At 69.6% G+C, this 18,944-nt stretch carries 14 protein-coding genes; 4 read left to right on the top strand and 10 right to left on the bottom strand.

Translation table 11 applies throughout. The features are described from left to right. Window positions 1-96 precede the first annotated feature (96 nt). The 7 genes from ACLQ25_RS25410 to ACLQ25_RS25380 form a co-directional block, all read right to left on the bottom strand. Window positions 97-633: an FHA domain-containing protein gene (locus ACLQ25_RS25410; RefSeq protein WP_425733307.1), complete on the bottom strand. Its 537-nt coding sequence runs from the start codon at window positions 631-633 to the stop codon at window positions 97-99. Next, window positions 621-1,259: a 4Fe-4S cluster-binding domain-containing protein gene (locus ACLQ25_RS25405; RefSeq protein WP_425733306.1), complete on the bottom strand. Its 639-nt coding sequence runs from the start codon at window positions 1,257-1,259 to the stop codon at window positions 621-623. Before ACLQ25_RS25405 ends, ACLQ25_RS25410 begins: the two co-directional genes overlap by 13 nt. Next, window positions 1,256-3,112, bottom strand: coding sequence for an AAA family ATPase (locus ACLQ25_RS25400; RefSeq protein WP_425733305.1), 1,857 nt, complete (start codon window positions 3,110-3,112; stop codon window positions 1,256-1,258). The genes ACLQ25_RS25405 and ACLQ25_RS25400 overlap by 4 nt, the downstream gene beginning before the upstream one ends. Continuing rightward, window positions 3,109-4,422 (bottom strand): hypothetical protein, encoded by a 1,314-nt coding sequence (locus ACLQ25_RS25395; protein ID WP_425733304.1) that lies wholly within the window; start codon window positions 4,420-4,422, stop codon window positions 3,109-3,111. Before ACLQ25_RS25395 ends, ACLQ25_RS25400 begins: the two co-directional genes overlap by 4 nt. Next, window positions 4,419-6,710, bottom strand: a complete 2,292-nt coding sequence (locus ACLQ25_RS25390) for a protein kinase domain-containing protein (protein WP_425733303.1) — start codon at window positions 6,708-6,710, stop codon at window positions 4,419-4,421. The genes ACLQ25_RS25395 and ACLQ25_RS25390 overlap by 4 nt, the downstream gene beginning before the upstream one ends. A gap of 66 nt (window positions 6,711-6,776) precedes the next feature. Beyond that, the gene (locus ACLQ25_RS25385) at window positions 6,777-8,240 is read right to left on the bottom strand and encodes a toll/interleukin-1 receptor domain-containing protein (protein WP_425733302.1); all 1,464 of its coding nucleotides are present in this window, start codon (window positions 8,238-8,240) and stop codon (window positions 6,777-6,779) included. 2 nt (window positions 8,241-8,242) lie between these two features. After that, window positions 8,243-10,051 (bottom strand): AfsR/SARP family transcriptional regulator, encoded by a 1,809-nt coding sequence (locus tag ACLQ25_RS25380; RefSeq protein WP_425733301.1) that lies wholly within the window; start codon window positions 10,049-10,051, stop codon window positions 8,243-8,245. Between the two features lie 259 nt (window positions 10,052-10,310). Between ACLQ25_RS25380 and ACLQ25_RS25375 the strand changes: the two genes are divergently transcribed. The 3 genes from ACLQ25_RS25375 (at window position 10,311) to ACLQ25_RS25365 (ending at window position 12,538) form a co-directional block, all read left to right on the top strand. Then, window positions 10,311-10,820 carry an HIT family protein gene (locus ACLQ25_RS25375; RefSeq protein WP_425733300.1) on the top strand — a complete coding sequence of 170 codons (510 nt, stop codon included), beginning with the start codon at window positions 10,311-10,313 and terminating at the stop codon, window positions 10,818-10,820. Between the two features lie 217 nt (window positions 10,821-11,037). Continuing rightward, entirely contained in the window at window positions 11,038-11,475 is a 438-nt protein-coding gene (locus ACLQ25_RS25370) for a hypothetical protein (RefSeq protein ID WP_425733299.1), read from the top strand. A 139-nt stretch (window positions 11,476-11,614) separates the two neighbouring features. Next, window positions 11,615-12,538 (top strand): hypothetical protein, encoded by a 924-nt coding sequence (locus ACLQ25_RS25365; protein ID WP_425733298.1) that lies wholly within the window; start codon window positions 11,615-11,617, stop codon window positions 12,536-12,538. A 314-nt stretch (window positions 12,539-12,852) separates the two neighbouring features. On the opposite strand, the gene ACLQ25_RS25360 is transcribed toward ACLQ25_RS25365, so the two are convergent. Continuing rightward, window positions 12,853-14,196 (bottom strand): hypothetical protein, encoded by a 1,344-nt coding sequence (locus ACLQ25_RS25360; protein WP_425733297.1) that lies wholly within the window; start codon window positions 14,194-14,196, stop codon window positions 12,853-12,855. Next, window positions 14,193-16,415: an AAA family ATPase gene (locus ACLQ25_RS25355; RefSeq protein ID WP_425733296.1), complete on the bottom strand. Its 2,223-nt coding sequence runs from the start codon at window positions 16,413-16,415 to the stop codon at window positions 14,193-14,195. Before ACLQ25_RS25355 ends, ACLQ25_RS25360 begins: the two co-directional genes overlap by 4 nt. A 105-nt stretch (window positions 16,416-16,520) precedes the next feature. Between ACLQ25_RS25355 and ACLQ25_RS25350 the strand changes: the two genes are divergently transcribed. After that, window positions 16,521-17,456, top strand: a complete 936-nt coding sequence (locus ACLQ25_RS25350) for a hypothetical protein (RefSeq protein WP_425733295.1) — start codon at window positions 16,521-16,523, stop codon at window positions 17,454-17,456. Between the two features lie 719 nt (window positions 17,457-18,175). Here the strand turns inward: ACLQ25_RS25350 and ACLQ25_RS25345 are convergent. Continuing rightward, window positions 18,176-18,541, bottom strand: coding sequence for a hypothetical protein (locus ACLQ25_RS25345; RefSeq protein WP_425733294.1), 366 nt, complete (start codon window positions 18,539-18,541; stop codon window positions 18,176-18,178). Between the last annotated feature and the right edge of the window lie 403 nt (window positions 18,542-18,944).

Below are 18,944 nucleotides of genomic sequence, written 5' to 3'. Positions count from 1 at the left end.
ATTCGTCGACAACCTATGCGCTTCAGCCTCCCCTCGCCCCGTTCGGTAGGCCGGAAGTTGAGTATCCGCTGCGCCGGAGAGGATTGGCTCGGGTTGTCACTCGACCTGAAACGTCGCGGTCGATGCGAGTCGCAGGGTCGCCCCAGGTCGAAGTGGGTGACGTACGCCGGGTTCAAGCCGCCGCTGGTCCAGCCAGGTACCGTTCGTGGAGTACAGGTCGGTGACCGTCGCGGCCCCGTCCAGCGCCGTCGTGACAGCCGCGTGTCGTCGCGAGACAACGTCGTGGTTGGACAGCGCGGCCGCCGCGGGCGAGCCGGGGTCCCGACCGAGGATCAGGGTTGCTCCGGCCTCGAGCACTGTCTGCCACGGCGGGTCGAGCAACGCGATCGTCAGGACGGTTTCGAGCACACTGAGGCAGTGCGGGCACATCCGGCTCCCCGGCGGACACGCCGTTTCGCACGACGGACAGGTGATGTCCACGGCGAGCGGATCAATCGGCTGCGGGGTGACGAGGTTGTCGGCCTCGATGACCGCCGAGACGGCGGTGAGGTTCGCATAGCAGTCCGGGTTCCCGCACACGATGTCACCGGAGCCGACCGGTGCGCCGCAGGCGCGGCAGATCAGCCGCTCCATGTCGATTCCCCCACGCCGATGCCGCGGGCCCGCAGATGATCGGCGATCTGATCGAGCTCGCCGGGCCGTGGGATCCCGACCAGCCAGAGCCGCCCGTCGAGTACGCCGGTCTGCAAGCCCGCCCGGACGGGCTGAGCGGTCTCGCCGTATCGCTGCTGGCCCAGAGGGCTGAGGGTGATGAGGCGTTGGTTCGCCGAGCCACGCAGTGGGGTGTCGCCGTTGTTACGCCGCTCGACGTACCTACCCGCGACCACGGCGTCGCAGCTTGCGCGCAGCTCTGGCAGCCGTGCGGCACGAGACCAGCCGTATCCCGTGTAGAGCAGGATGTCGATCGGCCTGGTGTGCCGCCAGGTGGTTAATCCTCGCAGGAGCGCGGCGAGCGCAACCGGCTGCTGGAGCGGTTCGCCGCCGGAGATCGTCACACCGTCGATCCCTTGAGGAAGCGACCTGAGCCAGTCGAGCACCTCCTCGACGGGGACCGACCGGTCGGGGCGGCGAGGCCAGGTGTCCCGGGCCAGGCAGCCGGCGCAGGCGAGGGTGCAGCCTTGCAGCCAGATTCCGGCCCTCCTGCCGTATCCCAGGGTGGTGACCGGGTGGTGGAGGCGACTGATCTCGATGGTCGTCATGACAGCTCCACGGTGATGACGTCGGCCTGACGCCGCCAGGCCGTCACGACGAGCGACGTCGTGTCGCCGGACGCCGGCGCGTCGCCCGCCGGTGCCGCCAGCCGGTCGAACAGGGCGCGGGCCAGCGGGTTGACGAGCGCCGTCTCCAGGGCCGAGCCGATCCCCCGGCCGCCTCGGGCCAGGTCGCGCGTGCACTCCCTGAGCACGCGCGCATGGACCGGCTGATCAAGCGTGACCGACACGTGGTGTTCTTCGCTGAGGCGCCGGAGCACGTTGCCGAGTTGGAGTTCGAAGATCTGTTCGGCCGCCTCCGGCCCGATGAAATCGAACACCACGACATTGTCGCCGAGGCGGTTGAGCAGCTCGGGGCGACCGAGTACCCGGGTGAAGTGATCCTCGATCGCTGCCCGCACAATCGCCTCGACCTGGTCGTAGGGACTGCCCGGCGTAACCGTCTGCGTCAACTGGCCCGTGCCGTCGTCGACGTACATGCCGAGGTTGCTGGTGAAAATCAGGATGCATTCGGAGAAGTGGGCAGTACCGCCGCGGCCGTCGGTGAGCCGGCCGTCCTCGAGGATCTGCAGGAACTTGTCGAGGATGCGCGGATGGCTCTTCTCGATCTCGTCGAACAGGATCACCCGAAAGGGTTGCTGACGCACGGCGTTCGTGAGTTCTCCGCCGGCTTCGAAACCGACGTAGCCCGGCGGAGCGCCGATCAGCCGATCGCCGGCGTGCTCGGCGGAGAACTCGCTCATGTCGAACCGCAGGTAGGCCGCCTCGTCGCCGAACACCACATGGGCCACTGCCTTGGCCAACTCGGTCTTGCCCACCCCGGTCGGACCGGCGAAGAACAGGACTCCGCGCGGGCGTGACGATGCCCGTGCCGCATGCGCGCCGGACAGGCCTAGAGCGGCGCGCTTGAGGATGTCAAGGGTCTTGGTCACGGCCTGGCGCTGGCCGATGATCCGCTGGGGCAGGGACCGTTCCCCGTCTCGGATCCGGGTGTGCAGGTAGTCGCGACGCCAGGGATTGTCCAGTACCCCGAGCTTGAACGTTCGGGTCGCGTCGGGCCATTGCTCCGGGCTCAGCCCACGATCGCGTGCCAGCCTGGTCACTTCGATCATGCCCTGCAGGGTGAGTCCTTCGGACTGCTCGGCAAACGAGCGAGCCCGCTCGTGCAACGTCGCGTCGGGGATCTGGCCGTGCAACAGCCGGCGGGCGCAGCGTTCCCGATCGCCGTAGTCCGGTCGGGGCAGGCTGATCACGCGGATCCGGTCCTTGCCCGCGGTCAGCCAGGCCGGCAGGTCACTCTCGTTCTCCACCAACCAGATCATCGGGTTGTACAGGCTCTGGGTCCGACCGGATTCGGCCGCGACCGGCCGCGCCGACCGGGACAGCTTCTCCATGCGGCGCAGGAACTGCCGCTCGGCGTCGTCCGGATCGCTCGGATGCCGCAGCAGGTGCGCCGCTCGGACGATGGCTGCCGCCCGCACATTGGTGCGTGGCTGGGCGATCGCGGCGAGCTGGACGAACAGCGCGCCCAGGTCGGGCGTCGGGCCGCCGGGACGATACCCGTCGTCGAGGAGGGCACGGGTGGCAGTCGTCACGTCGCTCCTGCCGATCTGGTGCACGACACCGGAATCGATCAAATCATGATCGAGTACGAACGTGTAGCCGCTCCGGTCCAGCAGCTCACGTATCACGTCGGTGAGGGACAGCAGCCGCACCCCGGTGGGCGAGTCGATGAGGTACGAATCGTGGGCGTTGCCCCACAACACGTACTGCGACTGGGTCGGCAGTGTCGCGTGCAGTTCGCGGGCGAACGCCGGCCAGCCCGCGAGGTCGTCGATCACCGTACGTCTCCCTCCGCCTCACGGCTTCTGAGCCGGCGCCGGGGCTCGGTGCGCTGCTGCGGCGCCGTGCGGGGCGTGGGTTCGGCGCCCGGGTGACGCAGCTCGGTGTGCGCGCACGGCAAGCCGGCCTCCCGGAGAGTGGCCAGTGCCTGTTCCAGGTCGGCGCACCAGCGGTGCTCGGCTGCCGTGTCGGCGTGGGGGTTCTCGCCGGATCCGGTCCGGTAGACCATCGACTGAATCCTGCGTGCCCTCGCGTCGACTTTCAAACGCACCAGGTGGTCCGCGTCGTCGGGTCTGCTCACCGCGAGCCTGCCCGTGCTGGGTTGCCCGACGCTGAAGTCGGTGCCGACGCTGTAGCCCAGCTCGGTCAGCGCGTCCGCCACACTGTCCTGGACCGCGATCGCCAACGCTCGCTCCTCCATCTCCGACCGCAGTTGCTCAACGTCGTCCAACAATTGGTCGTTGAGCTCCGCCCGGCCGGACACCACGTCGACGAGGCCCGCCCTGGTCCGGTCCAGGGCACCGATGTCAAGATCCTGCTGCGCCGCGTACGGTTCCATCGCGTCCAGCAGTTCCGCCGCGACGACGGCATCCGAGCGACGTACCCGCGCCAGTTTGTTGGCCTCCTGCACCCGCAGCTGCACCTGCCGCAGGCGCGGCCGTCGCTCGTCGGGCCGGCGCCAGACGTCAGCGGCGGCGGCCTCGGCTCTGGCGCGGCCCTCGGCGGTGGCCATCGCGTCCAGGCCCGCGAGGATGCGCAGCACGGAGGCAGAGGGGTCCGAACCACCGCTGGGCAGCGGCTCCGGCTCGCCAATCCCGTCCGCCGCGGTCCGCAACGCCGCGGCGGACACCGGTGGCAGCAGGTCCGCGAGACTCCGTGCCGCGGTGGCCGCCCGGGCGGCGGAGACGCGCCTGAACACTCCTCCCTCCAGGACCCGGTCGACGTCGTCGCACCAGGCGTCCCAGACCGATTCGGGCGCCGAGACGGCGGGCTCGGCCAGCGCGGGCTCCGCCGGCAGTCCTTGCTGGGCGAGAGCGGACGCCGCATACGCCGCGTCGACCCGGGCGGCCGCCCGGCGTTCAAATCGCAGTTCCCAGGCGTGGACGGCCTGGTCCCGCTGCGACTCCTGGGCGGCGAGGGCCTGCCGCCGTGCGGTGGTGTGTGCCCGGATCCGCGCGTTGCGGGCGGCTGCCTCGGCTGGGCTTACCTGGAGTAGCTCGCCGAGTGCCGCCGTGGCGCGGATTCCGACGACGGTTGCGGTGCCGATCACGGCCGCCACCGGGAACACCACCACACTGCCAGCGCTCATTCCGCTTCCCTCCCGTTTCGCCGCTCAGTCGGTTCGCTGCCGAGCAAGTCACGGCTTCGTTGTCGCCGGAACCGACCGAAACGCCAGATCCGGGTGCCGGTCCAGCCGAGATGCACCACCGGCCCGATGAGGGCGAGCATGGCGACGGCCAGTAGTGCCGCGGACCAGAGGAACGGACTGCCGCAGCAACAGGCCAACGTCAGCGCACCGAGCAGCAGCGGCGGAGCGCCGCCCCGGACCCGGTTGGCGCCCCTGCGAAGCGTCGCCCAGCCGGTGGGCACGCGGCGAACCAGCCACCGCATCCGGTCGAGCGCGGACCAGCGCGGGTGGTAGAAGGATCCAGCCCGCACCGCGAAGCCGACCTCGGCCAGGGTGGGCACCAGCCATTCCGCGACGGGGATCGACAGGTGTCTGATCACGAGACGTGGGTCGGGAGAAAGATGGGGCAGGAACACCGGAGCGGCTACGACCAACGCCCAGATCACGGAGGCCGCCGCGGCGAACAACAGAGCCTTCGGCCGCCCAGCCTTGAGCTGCTTCAGTTCCTCGTCGAGAACGCGCTGTCCCCGGGTACGGGCCTCGACGATGCCGGCGCACTCCTGCACGGCGACGGGGACGACCGTCAACACACACAGCGCGCTCGCCACGTCGGTCACCGGAGGCAGTGCCTCGAACCAGTCCAGGTGCTCGGTGACTTCTTCGCGGTCCCGAACCGCGCTGTCCAGCAGCGGTCGCAACCGATCCGGATCGGCGGCGACGCTGAGCAGGACGGCCCGGTGCTCGGTTCGGCGCGCCGCCAGCATCGACGAAGCCTGTGGTGGCAGATCGACCCGGGCGGCGAGCGCGTCGAGGTCCTGTGCCGAGCTCCGCCAGCGTGTGTCCACCTGCACGAGGGCCTGGCCGTCGTCGAAGTCGGCGAGCACCGGCAGGAGCGAGTAACGCCACAGGTCACGGACCGCCGTGGCCGCACGGCCTTCCGGCTCCCGCGCCGCCACAGCCGCTACATCGGCAAGGTGCTCCGACCCCACTCGCAGCCCCAGGTAGGTCGCCGGTTGCCCCCGGTCCAGCCAGCGCAGCAGATGCACCATTCGCACGTCGGGAGTGTGATCCGGGTGGGTCAACGCCTGGTCGATCAGGCGAATCCGTTCGTCGACATCGTCGTCGAACTGCTCCAGCCAGGCGCGCAGCACGCGCCACCCCTCGCCTGGGTCTCGTCGCGTGCCGACGCGTCGCAGGAACATGTCCACCGCGTCGCTCCAGTGGGCCGCCATCGCGCGTGCGACCTGCGAGCGGGTGCGGTAGGGCACCCCTTTCAGGATCAGCGGCGTGGCACGCGCCATCGAGGCCGGACGGTGCACCTCGGGCGATCCACCGGACAGCCACCGCCGGACCTGCGCCTCGCCCCACCGATGGTCTGGGTCGCTGACCAGGAGCCCTTCGCAGAGAAGCCGCAGCCGGTGGTCCGCGACGCCGTCGACGGATGCGCCCCGGACCGTCACCTCGTGCTGGATGATTCGCTCGTCGAGACCCTCGAACGGGGATTGGCCGGTGGCCAGTTGCCGGACCACCACACCGACGGCCCACCAGTCGCCCGCCGGGGAGTAGGCGCCGGCGAAACTCTCCGGCGCCGCATAGGCGAACGTCACGCCGCGGCTGGTGAATCGCACCGACGCTGGACCGAGGTACCTGCTCAGTCCGAAGTCGGCCAGCGCCAGCCGGAGGTCCGGAGGAAGGCTCCGGACCATGATGTTCGACGGTTTGAGGTCGCCGTGCACGATGGTCGCCGAGTGCAGTTCGCCGAGCGCCTCGGTCAGCTCGGCGACCACGTGCCGCAGCAGTTCCGGCGGCACCGGGCGGGGGTCCTTACCGATGAAGTCCGCCAGAGTGCCAGCCGGTAGATACTCGGTCAGCTCCCAGCGCCGGCCCTCAGCGACACCGAAGTCGATGGGCGTCACCAACCTCTCGCTGCGCAGCCCGATCAGCCGGTCGACCGCGTCCTCGTCGATGACGATCCCCGACCGGTAGATCTTCAACACCCAGTCGTCGTCCGCCGCGTCGCGCAGGAGGAAGACGTCGGCCTCCGCGCCCGCCGGCAACGCCGCGATGAGCGACCAGCCCGACACCCGGTCGGGCAGCCGCAGCAGACCGGCGGTCACCGGTACGGCCACACCGGACCCGGCCGGGTGCTCCCGGCGTGTGACGGGAACCTGTGGCCCGGGGTCGACGGCCCGATCGGCCTCGCGGCGCGTCGGCGGCACGTCACCCTCGGCAGGCGGTCGCGGGTTCACCTGCCGCCTACCGCCCGCTCGATCGCGTCGTGGCGTGGTGACCCGTCGCGCTCGCGCCAGCTCTACTCATGGTAAAACCTGTGTGGACAGCGGGGGCGGACCCACGGCCACCGACTGATGACCGGCGGCCAGCGTGGTCTCAAGCTCGCGCAGAAACGAGTCGATCTCCCCCGCGATCCGGTCGTTCCTCAGTCGTTCTATGCGCACGTACAGCACCCACGCCAACGGCCCGAGGATGGGGACAACAACGGCCACCACGACACCGCCCAGGATCCAAACCGGGCTCGCACCCTGACGATTGAGTCCCCACGGAAGCAACAGGGCGGGGAGAGTGACGGTCGGAAGTTGAAGCGAGATGAGCAAGATGAAGAAGATTTCCATGGACTTGATTTTGTTGACCCAGCCTCGCCGAGTCTCCTCGCGCAGGCTGTTCATCGCCTCCTCGAGGCGCCCGTGCACCCACGCGGTCTGATCGCGCTCCAGGCGGGACAACGGCAAGGATCGGGAGGCCGAACGTTCCCGGTACTGTGCCATGACCCGGAGGGCGCGGCCGCCGGCGGCCTCACCGCGGGCCGGGACAGCCGGCGGCCACTGCCGTGCGGCGTGCTCAAGGATGAGGTAGTAGCCACCAACAATCGGAATGGCCAAGAACACCAGGACATATGAGATCACGAAGCTGAGGCTTTCCCCGGTCGCGTTGGGGGCCACCACCACCCCAAGGATCAATCCCAGGACGAAGGTCATCGCCATGCCCTGCCCCAGCAGCAGGGCTGCCGGGTTCGCTACCACGAGGGCGCGTTCGAACCTGTTCCAGGGTTCCGCCAGATGCATCGCTGCAGCCAAGAAGACAACAGGCAGCAGGGCGACGAAGAGGACCACCAGTGCGTAGGTCTGCAAGATCTCGCCAAGTGGGTCTGACTCTGATCTTTTTGCTTGTGAGTAGTAGTACGGGAGGGCGGCGAGGATCGCTGTTCCGACCGCGCCGGCGAGAACCCTCAGCAGCCGTCCGGATACTCCGGACGTCTTCGCGGGCTCCTCGGGCGGAATCCAGGTCGGATGGACGTGTGCCTCCAACGCCTCGATCAACCGGGTGACGTCGAGGCGGAACGTGCCGTGCCGGATACGCTGCGACTGGCGTGCTGGAAGGTCGCGCATGTCCGCCGGAAGGTCATCCGCCACCGGGACAGGGGTCTCGCCCAGCAGGACGGGGACGACAACCGTGCCCGGCAGCCGCAACGCCTCCGCGATCTCCCAGCGGACCCAGTCCTTCGCCGGCCAGGTCGCCCGATGCCGGGTCTCCGCCAGCCAGCCGGGACCGATGATGGCGATCAGCACCTCGGCGTCGGTCAGCCGGGCCCGGAGCTGGTTGGGGTACCGCTCGCCGACGGGGATGGACTCCACATCCAGGAACACCTCGGTGTCCCCGAAGTGCCGCCGGAGCCGGTCGGCGAGCGCCTCTACCAGAGCGGGTTCGCTGCCGTCGCCGGCCTCGCGGAAGTGGCGACGGTAGTTAACGAAGATGCCGCTCATGCTCACCCGATCCGTCGGCTGGAATCGTCGGCCGGTCCAAGGCCGTACGCGCCGGCTCGTGCCGCCGGCGTCAGGACCTCGGTGAGCCGGGCGGTCAACGGTGCGACCATGGGGTCCTGGTACCAGCGGGCCAGCAGCCGACGCAGTCGGCGCAGGTCGGTGCGGATGGTCGCCGAGTCGACCAGTTCGATGCCGTCCAGCACGTCCGGAGCGAGTTCCAGGGCCGCATCGAGGTGGCCGGCGCCGACGTGGGCGAGCAGTCGGCGAACGCCATACCGGGCGCGGGCCCGGCTCGCCGCCGGGCTGATGCTGAGCACCTCCCGGTCGAGGATGTGCGCCGCCTCCCGGTACGACCCGAGATCGACCAGCCCCCACCCCTGCACGATCGCCGCCGGATCCGGCATGTTGCCCGACCCGAACACGGGCGTCCCGCCGGCCAACTGTCGGTGCGCCCGCCTCACCTCCACCACCGCCGCGTGGAAGTCGTCCGACCTACCGATGAGGGCGGAGCCCTGAGCGACCCGTTCCAACGCCAGCCGCCGGAGTTGCGGCGAAGCGTTCGCGTCCCGCACCACCGGTGCGACAGCGGTCAAGGTGCGCGCCGGATCGTCGTCGTAGAGGGCGATGTCAGCCTGACGGATTGCGAACAGCCGGCCGAAATCCCTGTCGCCGCACGCCTCGGCAAGAGCGACAGCGGTACGGGTCCATTGCAGACAGGCGGCGTCATCGCCGGCCTCCTGCGCCATCCAACCGGTGAACTCGGCGTACCGGGCGGCCAGGTGAAAAATCTCCACGCGTTCGGCCAGCATGCTGACCTCGGCGAGCCCTCGCAGAGTGCGCACCTGCGCGGCGAGGGTTGGTAGCAACACCCGGGGGCTGGTCGTCTGCGCCGCCTGACGCGTACGGCGCAGCAGTTCTTCGAACGGTGACGCACCGTCAACCGAGCGGTCCGGCGGCGTCGATGAAAGCCACGCCGCGGGCAGTGGGACCGGATTCGGGGCCGCTACCCGGGACGACGGCGCCACGGCAGACCGGGCTCGCGGATGCCCCGGCGACTGGGAGCTGATCTCCAGGGCCGCGTCGTTGCGGAGGATCATCACCTGCAGCTGCCCCAGGTACGGGCTGGGAGTCAGCCCCAGCTCGGCGAGCCGGTGGGCCAGATGCTGGTATTCCCGGAGGGCGTCTGCCTGCCTACCGCCGCGGTACAGCGCGACCATCAGTTGCCCGACGAGTCGTTCCCGCAGTGGGTGTTCGGCGACCAACCCCGTCAGTTCGGAGGCCATCGCCTGGTGGTGACTCAGTCGCAGGTGGACCTCCACCCGCTCCTCCAGGCCGCAGATCCGGCGCTCGTCAAGCTTGGCCGCCCAAGCCTCGATCCAAGAGGTCCGCACCCCGTCGAGCGCCACCGCTCCTCGCCACAGGCTGAGTGCCTCGTCGTACGCGTCGATCGCCTCCTGGTCCTGGTGGCGCCCGCTGAGCCGACGAGCCTCGTCGAGGAGCCTGTCGAAGACCAGCGCGTCGAGGTCGGTCCGGTCGACGTTGATCTGGTAGCCCTCTGGGGCTCCACTGATCCGCTCTCCTTCGACCTCTCCGTGGAGTTGGCGCCGCAACTGCCAGACGCAGTTCTGCAGTTGTCGCCGCGCCGTCGCGGGAGGGTCGTCCCACACCACCCGGACCAGCCGATCGTGCGTCACCAGCCCGTTCGGCCTGGTCAGCAGCCCCGCCAGAATCCTCCGCTCCCGATGTCCACGCAGGACGACAGGGCGGCCGTCCCGGAGAGCCCGCAGCGGACCGAGCACCGAAAACTTCACTGGAGCCTCCACCCATGGGAGAACTCGAATATACGCGGTCGTCGCTCCGACGACCTCGGCAATTCGGGCCGCCCGGACCACCCTGCTCGCTGGCGGAAGGCACATCTGCGGTAACGGCATGGTGCCTTCACTCCCTCCACCGCACGTCGACTCTTCCACCTCGACTGAAGCAGAGCCGGGCGCGGTATGGGAGCGCCGCATACCAGAACGGTGAGCCCTTCGATGCCGGAGAAATTCGACTCTCGCTTCTGATGGGAACATGCGGCAGAAGAGGGGCGAACGGCTGAATGACGACGTCGGGACCTGCGTGTTCTGCCAGATCGGTGACGGCACGGCAACGGCTCTGCGGATCTATGAAACCCCGCAGACAATGGCATTCGTCCCGCTGCTGCCCGCAGCCGCCGGGCACACTCTGGTGATACCTCGACGGCACGTGACCGACCTGTGGGCCTTGGCCTCGGAGGACGTCCAGCCGCTGATGGACACCGTTCTCGACGTGTCCCATGCCATCAGAGAGGCACTCGCGTCGGACGGTCTTAACCTGATCATCTCGGCCGGCCAGGCTGCCTCACAGACGATCCCGCACCTTCACATACACCTGGTTCCCCGCTGGCACGGGGATCCGATCCAGACCATCTGGCCGGCGCGGGCACCCACCATCGACAGCGCCCGGCTTGAGCGGACCGCTGAACGGATCCATGCCGCCATGCCGCCCTGTTCCCGGGCGTCTCAGCCCGCAGCAGGGGGACGACATGTCGGCCAGGTCTGACACCCGGACCATGACGGTCAACTGAGCCTCGCCACGCGGTTAAGCCATTGACCGCGTACGGGAAATGCGGCGGCGGCCGGCCCATTCAGTGCTTCCGCGGATCTCAACGTTTGCCCTACGCGCTGGCTGCTCAACGACGATCGCCAGCGGAAAGGCATAAGGACCGGACCAATGTGCGAATGCCTGGCCGGATGATCAGGCACCAAGGGAGGAACCCGTGAAACTCAACCGCAAAGTCCTGCACGGACTCGTGACTGCGGCCGCCGCCTGCAGCACCACGCTGATCGCCTTCCCCGAATCGGCGTCGGCCGGGGGGATCGAAACCAACTGCACCGTCCGCTCCGGCGGTCCGGTTGTCCTCTACTACGGCCAACAGCAGCAGGGGGCCTCCATCTGCCTCAACGGCTGGATCAACGACATGAAGAACCCAGCTCTCTACTTTGGACCGTCCGGTTCCGGCCACGGCACCCGGGTCTGGAACAACGCCGGCTCAGCCTCGAACTACGACACGACGTGGCGGCCGGTGATCTGGTCCGAGCCCGGCATGACTGGCCCGTCGTACGCGCTGGGCATCTGCTGCGATGCGGGCAGCGCGCCGTACAGCCTCGCCGGTCTCACCAACGACAACCGGTCGCTTTCCTGGTCCCCCAACTAGCCATCATCCAGACACGTCAAACCCTCGTGGCACGTGACGCCGTCGGCCCTGTCGCCGCGGCGTCATGTGCCACCGATTACAGCCGGGGGCAGCGAACATGGCATTGCGCGGACGAAAAACCGCCCGGTGGGGCGCACTCATGCTGCTGCTCGCAACCGCGGCGGCCTGCTCCCCCGAACCCGACGGCACAGGTGAGCGTGGTGGCGTGGCTGGGATCGCCATCACCAGTCGGCCCGCCGTCACCGAGATGCGCAGCGCCGACGGTGCTGCGGGACTGGTCCTGCCCATCGCGGCGTACCGGCTCGACGGCGAGCAGCGCGTCACCCTGGACCGGGCTCGATCCATCCTGGCCAACGACTGCATGCGACGCTTCGGGATCGATCGCGGACAGCCCGCCGCAGCCACCGGCGGCGCGGGCCCTGAACCGATGTCGCGCCGGTACGGCGTCACCGACCCGGCCGTCGCCGCCAGGTGGGGGTACCACCTCGCACCGGGCGAAGGCACCACCGCTCGCACAAAGCCGGGCGCCGCCGTACCACCCGCCGAAATGCTCGTCTGGACCGGCAGCGAGGACGGCCGCCCGGCACCAGCCGGCCAGCCCACCCGCACCTACCAGGGGCACGATGTGCCCGCGGGCGGCTGCGCGGGCGAGGCGGGCCGCAAACTGCAGCTCACGAGCCCTGAGGACATCGCCGAGCATCTCATCACATCGATCGACTTCAACGCCTTCGACCAGGCGCGGGCGGACCACCGGATGCGCCAGGTGTTCGGCAGATGGTCTGCGTGCATGCGCGAACAGGGCTACAACTACGTCGACCCGTTGACTGCGGCGGCAGCTGCGGATCTGCGAGCGGGCACGCCCTCAACCGCCGAGAAGCGGACCGCGACCGCGGACGTCGCGTGCAAGACCCGTAACAACGTCGTGGGCGTCTGGTTCTCAGTCGAGTCCGCGTACCAGACCGCGATGATTCAGGCGCACGCCCAGGATCTGCGCGCCGCCCAGCAGAGGATCGCGGTCGTGGTCCGGAACGCGCAAGCCGTGCTCGACCACCTCGGCGGGTGATCGGGCTCAGTCGCCCCGGGCCGTAATCCGGTTCCGGGCCGGCGTCGATCAGAGCGAGCAGTGCCTCGGCAGCCGCGCGCGGCGCGCCGTAGGGCTTGTACGTCGGGCGTGCGGATACCGGCGAGAAGGAGCATCAGACCGGTGATGAGCAGCCGTACCCACGGGTTGGATTTCTTCGCCATGCCCAGTTCTGTCGGTAGGAGACGCCGCGACACGAGGACTGGGTAGCTTCAGGCCACAGAGCCTCTGGGTGTCGTAGTAGCCATTCCCGTGACCGGGATCCCTGCGGTCGTGGTGCCGGCGCCACGGTTGGGTCACGACCCCCAGCGCTCGGTGGCGGCCAGGATCGCGGCGCTCACCGGCACCCGGGTCAGGAAGGTGCGGCGGTGCTCGGGGTCGGCAATCGTCTCGGCCTTGGCCAACAGGATGTCCCGGGCCCGGGCGAGCGCCCGTTGCGCGTCGGCGTCCCGGCCGGCACGGCGCAGCACGTCGTGGTGCACCAGGTGGACCTCCTCGCTGCGCAGCGCCGGCAACGCCCCCGCCTTCTCCAACCGGATCGCCGCCTGCTCGGCCAGTGTGACGGCGCCCGGCAGGTCACCGAGTTCGAGCCGCACCTGGGCGTGCAGGATCAGCGCGTTGAGTTCGCTACGCAGGAAGCCGGTCCGACGCGCGTCCTCCTCGTTCTCCACGAGCAGCCGGTCCGCGGCCGCCGGGTCCCGCCGCTCGTAGCCCGGGTGGATGAGCAGCTCGGCGACGTAGTTGCGCAGGATCGGGCGGACGCTCGCGTGCTGGGTCTGGCGCAGGTGCCGCCACCCCTCGTTGATCGGGCCGGCCGCCTCAGCCGGCCGGCCGCTCTCCAACTCCAGCTTTCCGAGCAGGCCGAGGTTGTAGCCGAGGTGAGTGCTGGTATCTGTTTCCCGGGGCGTACGGTCGATCGCCCGGCCGAGCACCTCCCGCCCCTCCGCGAAGCGGCCCGCGGCCACCAGGAGCTGTCCGAGGTAGTTGGACATCATGAGGAACTGGTCGAGGATGCCGGCGGTCTCCAGGTCGGCGAGCGCCCGGCGCAGCCAGCTCTCGCCCTCGTCGAAGTTGCCCGCGTCGAAGTGGCCGACCCCGAGGAAGCCAGCGATCCGACCCGATCGCACCAGCACCCCGATGTCGCGACTGTCCAGCCCGTCGACCAGCGCGTGCGCCTCGGTGAGCATCTCCAGTGTGCGGTGCAGGTTCCTACCGGCCATATGGTGGCCGAGTTCGGCGATGGCGTCGACCTGTGCCAGCGGGTCTCCGCTCTCCCGGGCGTACCGGACCGCCTCCTCCAGAACGGAGATCGCCTCGGGCAGGCTGTTCGTGGCGATCAGGTACGCGCCCTGCGCGTGCCGGGCCATCGACTTCAGCAGCGGGTCGCCGCTGTCGTCCGCGGTCGCCAGCAACGCAGCCACCAACTCGGCGGTCGGCCGCTGCGGCGACCCCTCGGCGCCCCACCAGCGCTGGGTGGCCGAGAGCAGCACGTGCAGCGCTCGGACCCGGGGCTCCGGTCGCCGTACCGGTTCGGCGTCGAGCAGGTCGAGCGCCTGTTCGCACAACGCGACGGCATCCCGGTCCCGACCGTGGAAGTAGGCGAGCTGGGCCGCGCCCACGAGTTCCTCCGGTCCACTCATTCCGCACCCGCTCTCGTCAATCGTTCCGCCTCGGCGCTGAGCCATGCCGCCGGGCAGAGGTCCGGGTTCGCACCGACGTGCCGGGCCGCCTCGGCCAGCCGCGCGGAGGCCTCGGGTACGTCGCCGGCCAGCATCGCGGCGGCGGCGAGCGCGAGCGCGGCGGCGGCCGGCTCTTCAGCGCTACCGGCCCGTTCGAACGCGCGCCGGCTGAGCTGTGCCTCACCGGTGGCCTCCTGGAGTCGCCCCGTCGACCAGTAGACCCAGGCGAGGTTGTACCGACAGAAACCCTCGACCCTCGGCTGCTCGGAGGTGAAGGCGTCGGCCAGGCCGAGCTGGAAAGTATCGGTCGCCGTCCCGGTCTCACCGAGCCCGAGCTGTGCGAGGCCCAGCACGTTGCGGGCGTACCCGATCGCCTCGGTGACCCGACTGCGCTCGTACGCGCCGATGGCGGCGGCCGCCTCGTCCCGGGCTTCCGCCCACCGTCGCCCGACGAGGTAGGCGGCGCTCTTCGCGTCCCGCGCCCGCGCCACCAGCAGGTCGTCGTCGTGTGCCTCACCGAGCTCACGCAGCCGCTCGGCGGTGCGCAGCCCGTCGCCCATGTTGCCCAGGTAGCTGTGGGCGAGGCTGACGTTGATCAGGGAGTGGCTCTCGTTGTGGTAGTTGCCGAGCTGGTGCGCCAGGTCGGCGGCGGCCAGCCCGCTGGTGATCGCCTCCTGGAGCCGACCCGCAGGCCGGTACGCGCCGGCGAGCAGGCGCAGCGCGTTCTCCACCTTCCGCTCGTCCCCGTCGGCCCGGGCCAGTTCCTCGGCGCGCTCCAGCAACGGCACCGCGGCGGCCACCGGGCCACCGATCGTGCGGGCGAAACCGAAGCCGAGCAGGTGCGCCAGGATGGTGTCGTCGTCGGTAAGGTGGCCGTCGACCTCGGCGTGCATCTCGATCACGGCGGCCGTCGATCCGCGCCAGACCATGAACTCGCCGATCTGCTCCAGCAACCGCGCGGCCAGACCGTAGTCGTACGCCTTGACCCAGTGGTGAAACGCCCAGCGGTACGCCGACACGTCGTCGACGACCTCCCACCGCGACTCGTCCGGTGCCTCGTGCAGGTAATACTGCGCGACACGCCGTTCCAGCGACCGCCGGCCGAGCACGCCGGACTCCGGCAGGCCGGCGTAGGCCAGGTCGGCGTCGAGCGGGTGCAGCACGAACGTGCGGGATCGCCGGTCCAGCGTCGCCATGTGGGTACGCGCCAACGTGGCGAGGGCCGGAGCGGCGTCGACGGCCGGCGCGATCGGCCGGAGCACCCAGGCGACCGCCTCCACCGACGCCGGCCGGTGAAAGACCGCGAGCACGTCCAGCACGATCCTGGCCCGCTCGTCGAGGCGGTGGTAGCGGTCCTGGGCCAGGCCGGCCACGATGTCGCCGCGGCTGCCGAACGACGTCAGCATCTCGCCCAGCGACGGCATGGTCAGGTAGTCGTCGCTCATCGCGGCGAAGACCAGTTCCAGCGCTCGGGGGATGCCGTACACCTTGCGGGCCATCTCGGCGAGTTCGGCGCCGCTGGCGTGGACCAGCGCCGTCGTTCCGGAGCGGTCGAGGTCGCGCAGCAGCTCGACCGCCTCCTCGGTGGGGAGCCCCTGGTCCAGTCGGAGGCGGGCCTCGTAGCGGCGGACCGCCGCGGGCAGGGCGGGCGGCACCTGGCTGGTGATCAGCAGGCGCGGCGGGCGCGGTGCCCGGAAGACCAGGTCGAGCAGGAGCCGTAGGTCCTCGTCCGTCAGCTCCCCCTCGTCCGTGAGGTGGTCCTCCAGGTTGTCGACGACGATCAGGCAGCGCAGCGGGGCCAGCGCGGTGAAGAGTTCGAGGACCTTGTCGGCCGCCGAACGGCCGCTGGACCAGACCTGGAGCAGGCGCTCCTCCTCGGCAGGACCGAGCAGGTGGGCGGCGTCGAGGAAGATCCGCTCCAGGCTGATCCCGGAGGTGCGGGAGCTGACGTTGACGATGCCACCCGGACGATGTCCGTCGACGGCCGTCATCAGCCGCTCGGCGGCCTTGGCGGCGAGGGCGCTCTTGCCGATGCCACGCCGGCCGACGACAGTCACGACGCGGGTGTCGGGCCGCACCAGCGCCTCGACGATGTGCTCAAGCTCGTCGACCCGGTTGCGGAAGGTCTCCAGCCCGTAGGCCACCGGCACACCAACCACTTTGGTCTCGGTCGCGCGCATTGGCACCGTCCAGGGATGATGGAACCAACCTGCGGTCCGGAGCACCAGACCGTCACCGTCCCCTCCCGACGATAACCGAGCACCGCCACCAGGGGAATGAGGCACATGCTGGTCAGGTTCTGGCGGCTCGCCCGCGACCCCAACGCCACCCTGCCGATCCTGGCGACACTGGTCGGCGCCGGGATGGTGGTGGCCGGTTGGCTGATCGAAGGCCGGTCCTACGTGCCCGGCCTGCTCCAGCAGTTCGGCTCGGCACTGGTGATGCTGATGCCGCTGCTGTTTCTCGGCCGCATGTTGGAGGCGCGGATGCGCCGTACCGAGGAGCAGACCCGATCGATCTCCAGCGACCTGGCGCAGGTGCGCACCGAGGTCTCGGCCACGGCCGCGATGATCGACGCGTTGAGCGCGACCAGCCGGGACGACATCGAGCAACTCGGCGAGCGCCGGGACGAGGCGTTCGCCGCCGCCGACCGGTCACCGACCCAGCGCGCCGTGGCCCGGGTACTTGCCGAGGCCGACTCCGTCTCGGCGATCGCGCCGCGCGGGGTACGGGTGAAGGTGCGGGCGTCCGGCGTGCGGCTGCGGGTCCAGGCGCCCCGATCCCCGGCCGAGGCGGCCAACCTGCCGGTGGGGCTGGAACGGGCCGACGGTCAACCGATCGACACGCTCGACTGGCGTGCTGGCGAGAACGAGGCGGACCTGGCCGGCCGCATCGCGGCGGCCCTCGTGGTGGATGCCGACGCGTTGCTCGGCGGGTGGGCCGGCGCCCTGGTGGACACGCTGCGGACGGCGGTCGCCGCACAGACCGGCCGGCTGCCGGTGGAACTGGGGCCGGTCGTCGAGATGCCCAACGACCAGTGGGTCATCTCCACCGACGGGCTGCACTGCATGGAGCGGCCGTATCACATCCCGCTGGCGCGCCTGCTCGACCGCCGGGAGGACTGGCCCCGGCACATGCGGACCAAGAGTTGGGTGGCGCACGGCAAGTTCGTCGAGGCGTACGACCTGGCACTGGCACTCGTGAACAACGGACGGCATTGACTGCCTGTGCGGTTCGCCGTCGGGCGTGCACATTCGGCCCGTCGCCGTGCCTCAGCGCTCGGCGACGGGGGTGCCCAGCACCCGATCCGCCGGAAGAAACCCGAGCTGTCGGCAATCGATCATCCAGCCGCGCGAAGGCAGCCCGCATCTCGTCGAGATCGACACCACTCGCCTTCACGGTGAGGTGTCCGGCCGGATCCCGGTCGGCGACCAGGATGGTGGGGAAGGCTTTGACCTGGCATGCGGTGGCGAGCGGGCGCCGAGCCGGGACGCGAATTCCGCAGCCTCGGATTCGTCGCCGACCACGACCGCGATGACGTGCTGCTGGAGCCCGTTCATCCGGCCGACGTACTCGATGAAAGCGGGAAGCCTCCCGGCACGGACCGCAGCTGGGCGAAAAGATGGCGATCGTGGACTCGGCAGTGATCAACTCGCTGGCGACGATCGTCCCGTCGACGGCGGTGGTGGCGAAGTCGCCGACGTGGCCCCCGGCCTCCAGCGTCGGGGAGGCAGCGCCGCCCCGGCTGGAGATGGGCTCGGCGTGCTGGCGTAGGCGCCGGATGACGCCCATTGTGAGGACGAAGATCAGGATGCCGACGACGCCGAGCAGGGAAACGGCGGCCGTAAGAGCTTCCAGGCCGGGGCTTTGTCAACGCCCGGGATGACCGCGGGCCCGTTACCCCCGGCACGGGGGATAACGGGCTCATCTGCGAGCTGGCCTACCCGAGACAGATGGCGACGGCCGTAAGGTTTTGAGCCGTCGTTCCCCGGTTGGAGCCTCGTACCGCCCAGCCGTTGCCCGACGCGAACGAGTCAGTGATGAAGATGTCGAACCCGGATGTCTGTCCGCCTCCTCCGGTGAGGATCGTGCCAGCGGGGCAGGTGGCGAAGGAGATGTTGTTCGCGCCCGCCAACACTGTTACGGGGGTCCCTGTCGTTTGAGCCAGTGCAGTCATCCCGGACGGCTTCTTACTCGCGGCGGGGCTGGTGTCAGCCGCGTTCGCCCCGCTCAGAGGAACGACCAGCAGAAGACCGCTGACCGATAGTGCCGCTGCGCTGCTGATGAACAACTTCTTCTTCTGCACGCCTGGTTCTCCCAACGATTGCTGAGCACGAGAGACATTCGACCGAACGGTCCGCAGCAGACTACGTACAGCCAGTGATCAATTGCATCGATGCATGCAAATCTAAAGATGGGTTAAAGTTCGACGCATGACCCCGGCCGGCAACAAAGACGTGACCGGTCTCGACCTTCCACCCACTCGCCACCTTGGGCACCGGGGCCGGATCCGGCGCCAGCAACAGATCCACCCCCGCCCCAACGAAAGCCCGAGAGCCGATGCGCGACTCCACGACGCGCAGGCGCCCGAGTACACCCTGGGAGGGACGCCTCATGGCTGCTGCGGGAGAGCTAGTGTTCTGTCTCAGTTTTGACTAGCCGCTTGTTGGAGGGCGACGCGTCCACGTCGGACCTTGGCCAGGATCGAT

The sequence above is a fragment of the Micromonospora sp. DT44 genome (genome assembly GCF_049841635.1).
In the GTDB taxonomy this organism is placed as follows: domain Bacteria; phylum Actinomycetota; class Actinomycetes; order Mycobacteriales; family Micromonosporaceae; genus Micromonospora.
The sequence above is the reverse complement of the archived record's forward strand: the minus strand, read 5'-3'. Positions and strand labels throughout refer to the sequence as shown.

What these genes read in the sequence shown, in the direction of transcription:
- ACLQ25_RS25410 (WP_425733307.1), bottom strand. Translation starts at nt 633, where the DNA reads ATGGAGCGGCTGATCTGCCGCGCCTGCGGCGCACCGGTCGGCTCCGGT.
- ACLQ25_RS25405 (WP_425733306.1), bottom strand. Translation starts at nt 1,259, where the DNA reads ATGACGACCATCGAGATCAGTCGCCTCCACCACCCGGTCACCACCCTG.
- ACLQ25_RS25395 (WP_425733304.1), bottom strand. Translation starts at nt 4,422, where the DNA reads ATGAGCGCTGGCAGTGTGGTGGTGTTCCCGGTGGCGGCCGTGATCGGC.
- ACLQ25_RS25385 (WP_425733302.1), bottom strand. Translation starts at nt 8,240, where the DNA reads ATGAGCGGCATCTTCGTTAACTACCGTCGCCACTTCCGCGAGGCCGGC.
- ACLQ25_RS25375 (WP_425733300.1), top strand. Translation starts at nt 10,311, where the DNA reads ATGCGGCAGAAGAGGGGCGAACGGCTGAATGACGACGTCGGGACCTGC.
- ACLQ25_RS25365 (WP_425733298.1), top strand. Translation starts at nt 11,615, where the DNA reads ATGCTGCTGCTCGCAACCGCGGCGGCCTGCTCCCCCGAACCCGACGGC.
- ACLQ25_RS25360 (WP_425733297.1), bottom strand. Translation starts at nt 14,196, where the DNA reads ATGAGTGGACCGGAGGAACTCGTGGGCGCGGCCCAGCTCGCCTACTTC.
- ACLQ25_RS25355 (WP_425733296.1), bottom strand. Translation starts at nt 16,415, where the DNA reads ATGCGCGCGACCGAGACCAAAGTGGTTGGTGTGCCGGTGGCCTACGGG.
- ACLQ25_RS25350 (WP_425733295.1), top strand. Translation starts at nt 16,521, where the DNA reads ATGCTGGTCAGGTTCTGGCGGCTCGCCCGCGACCCCAACGCCACCCTG.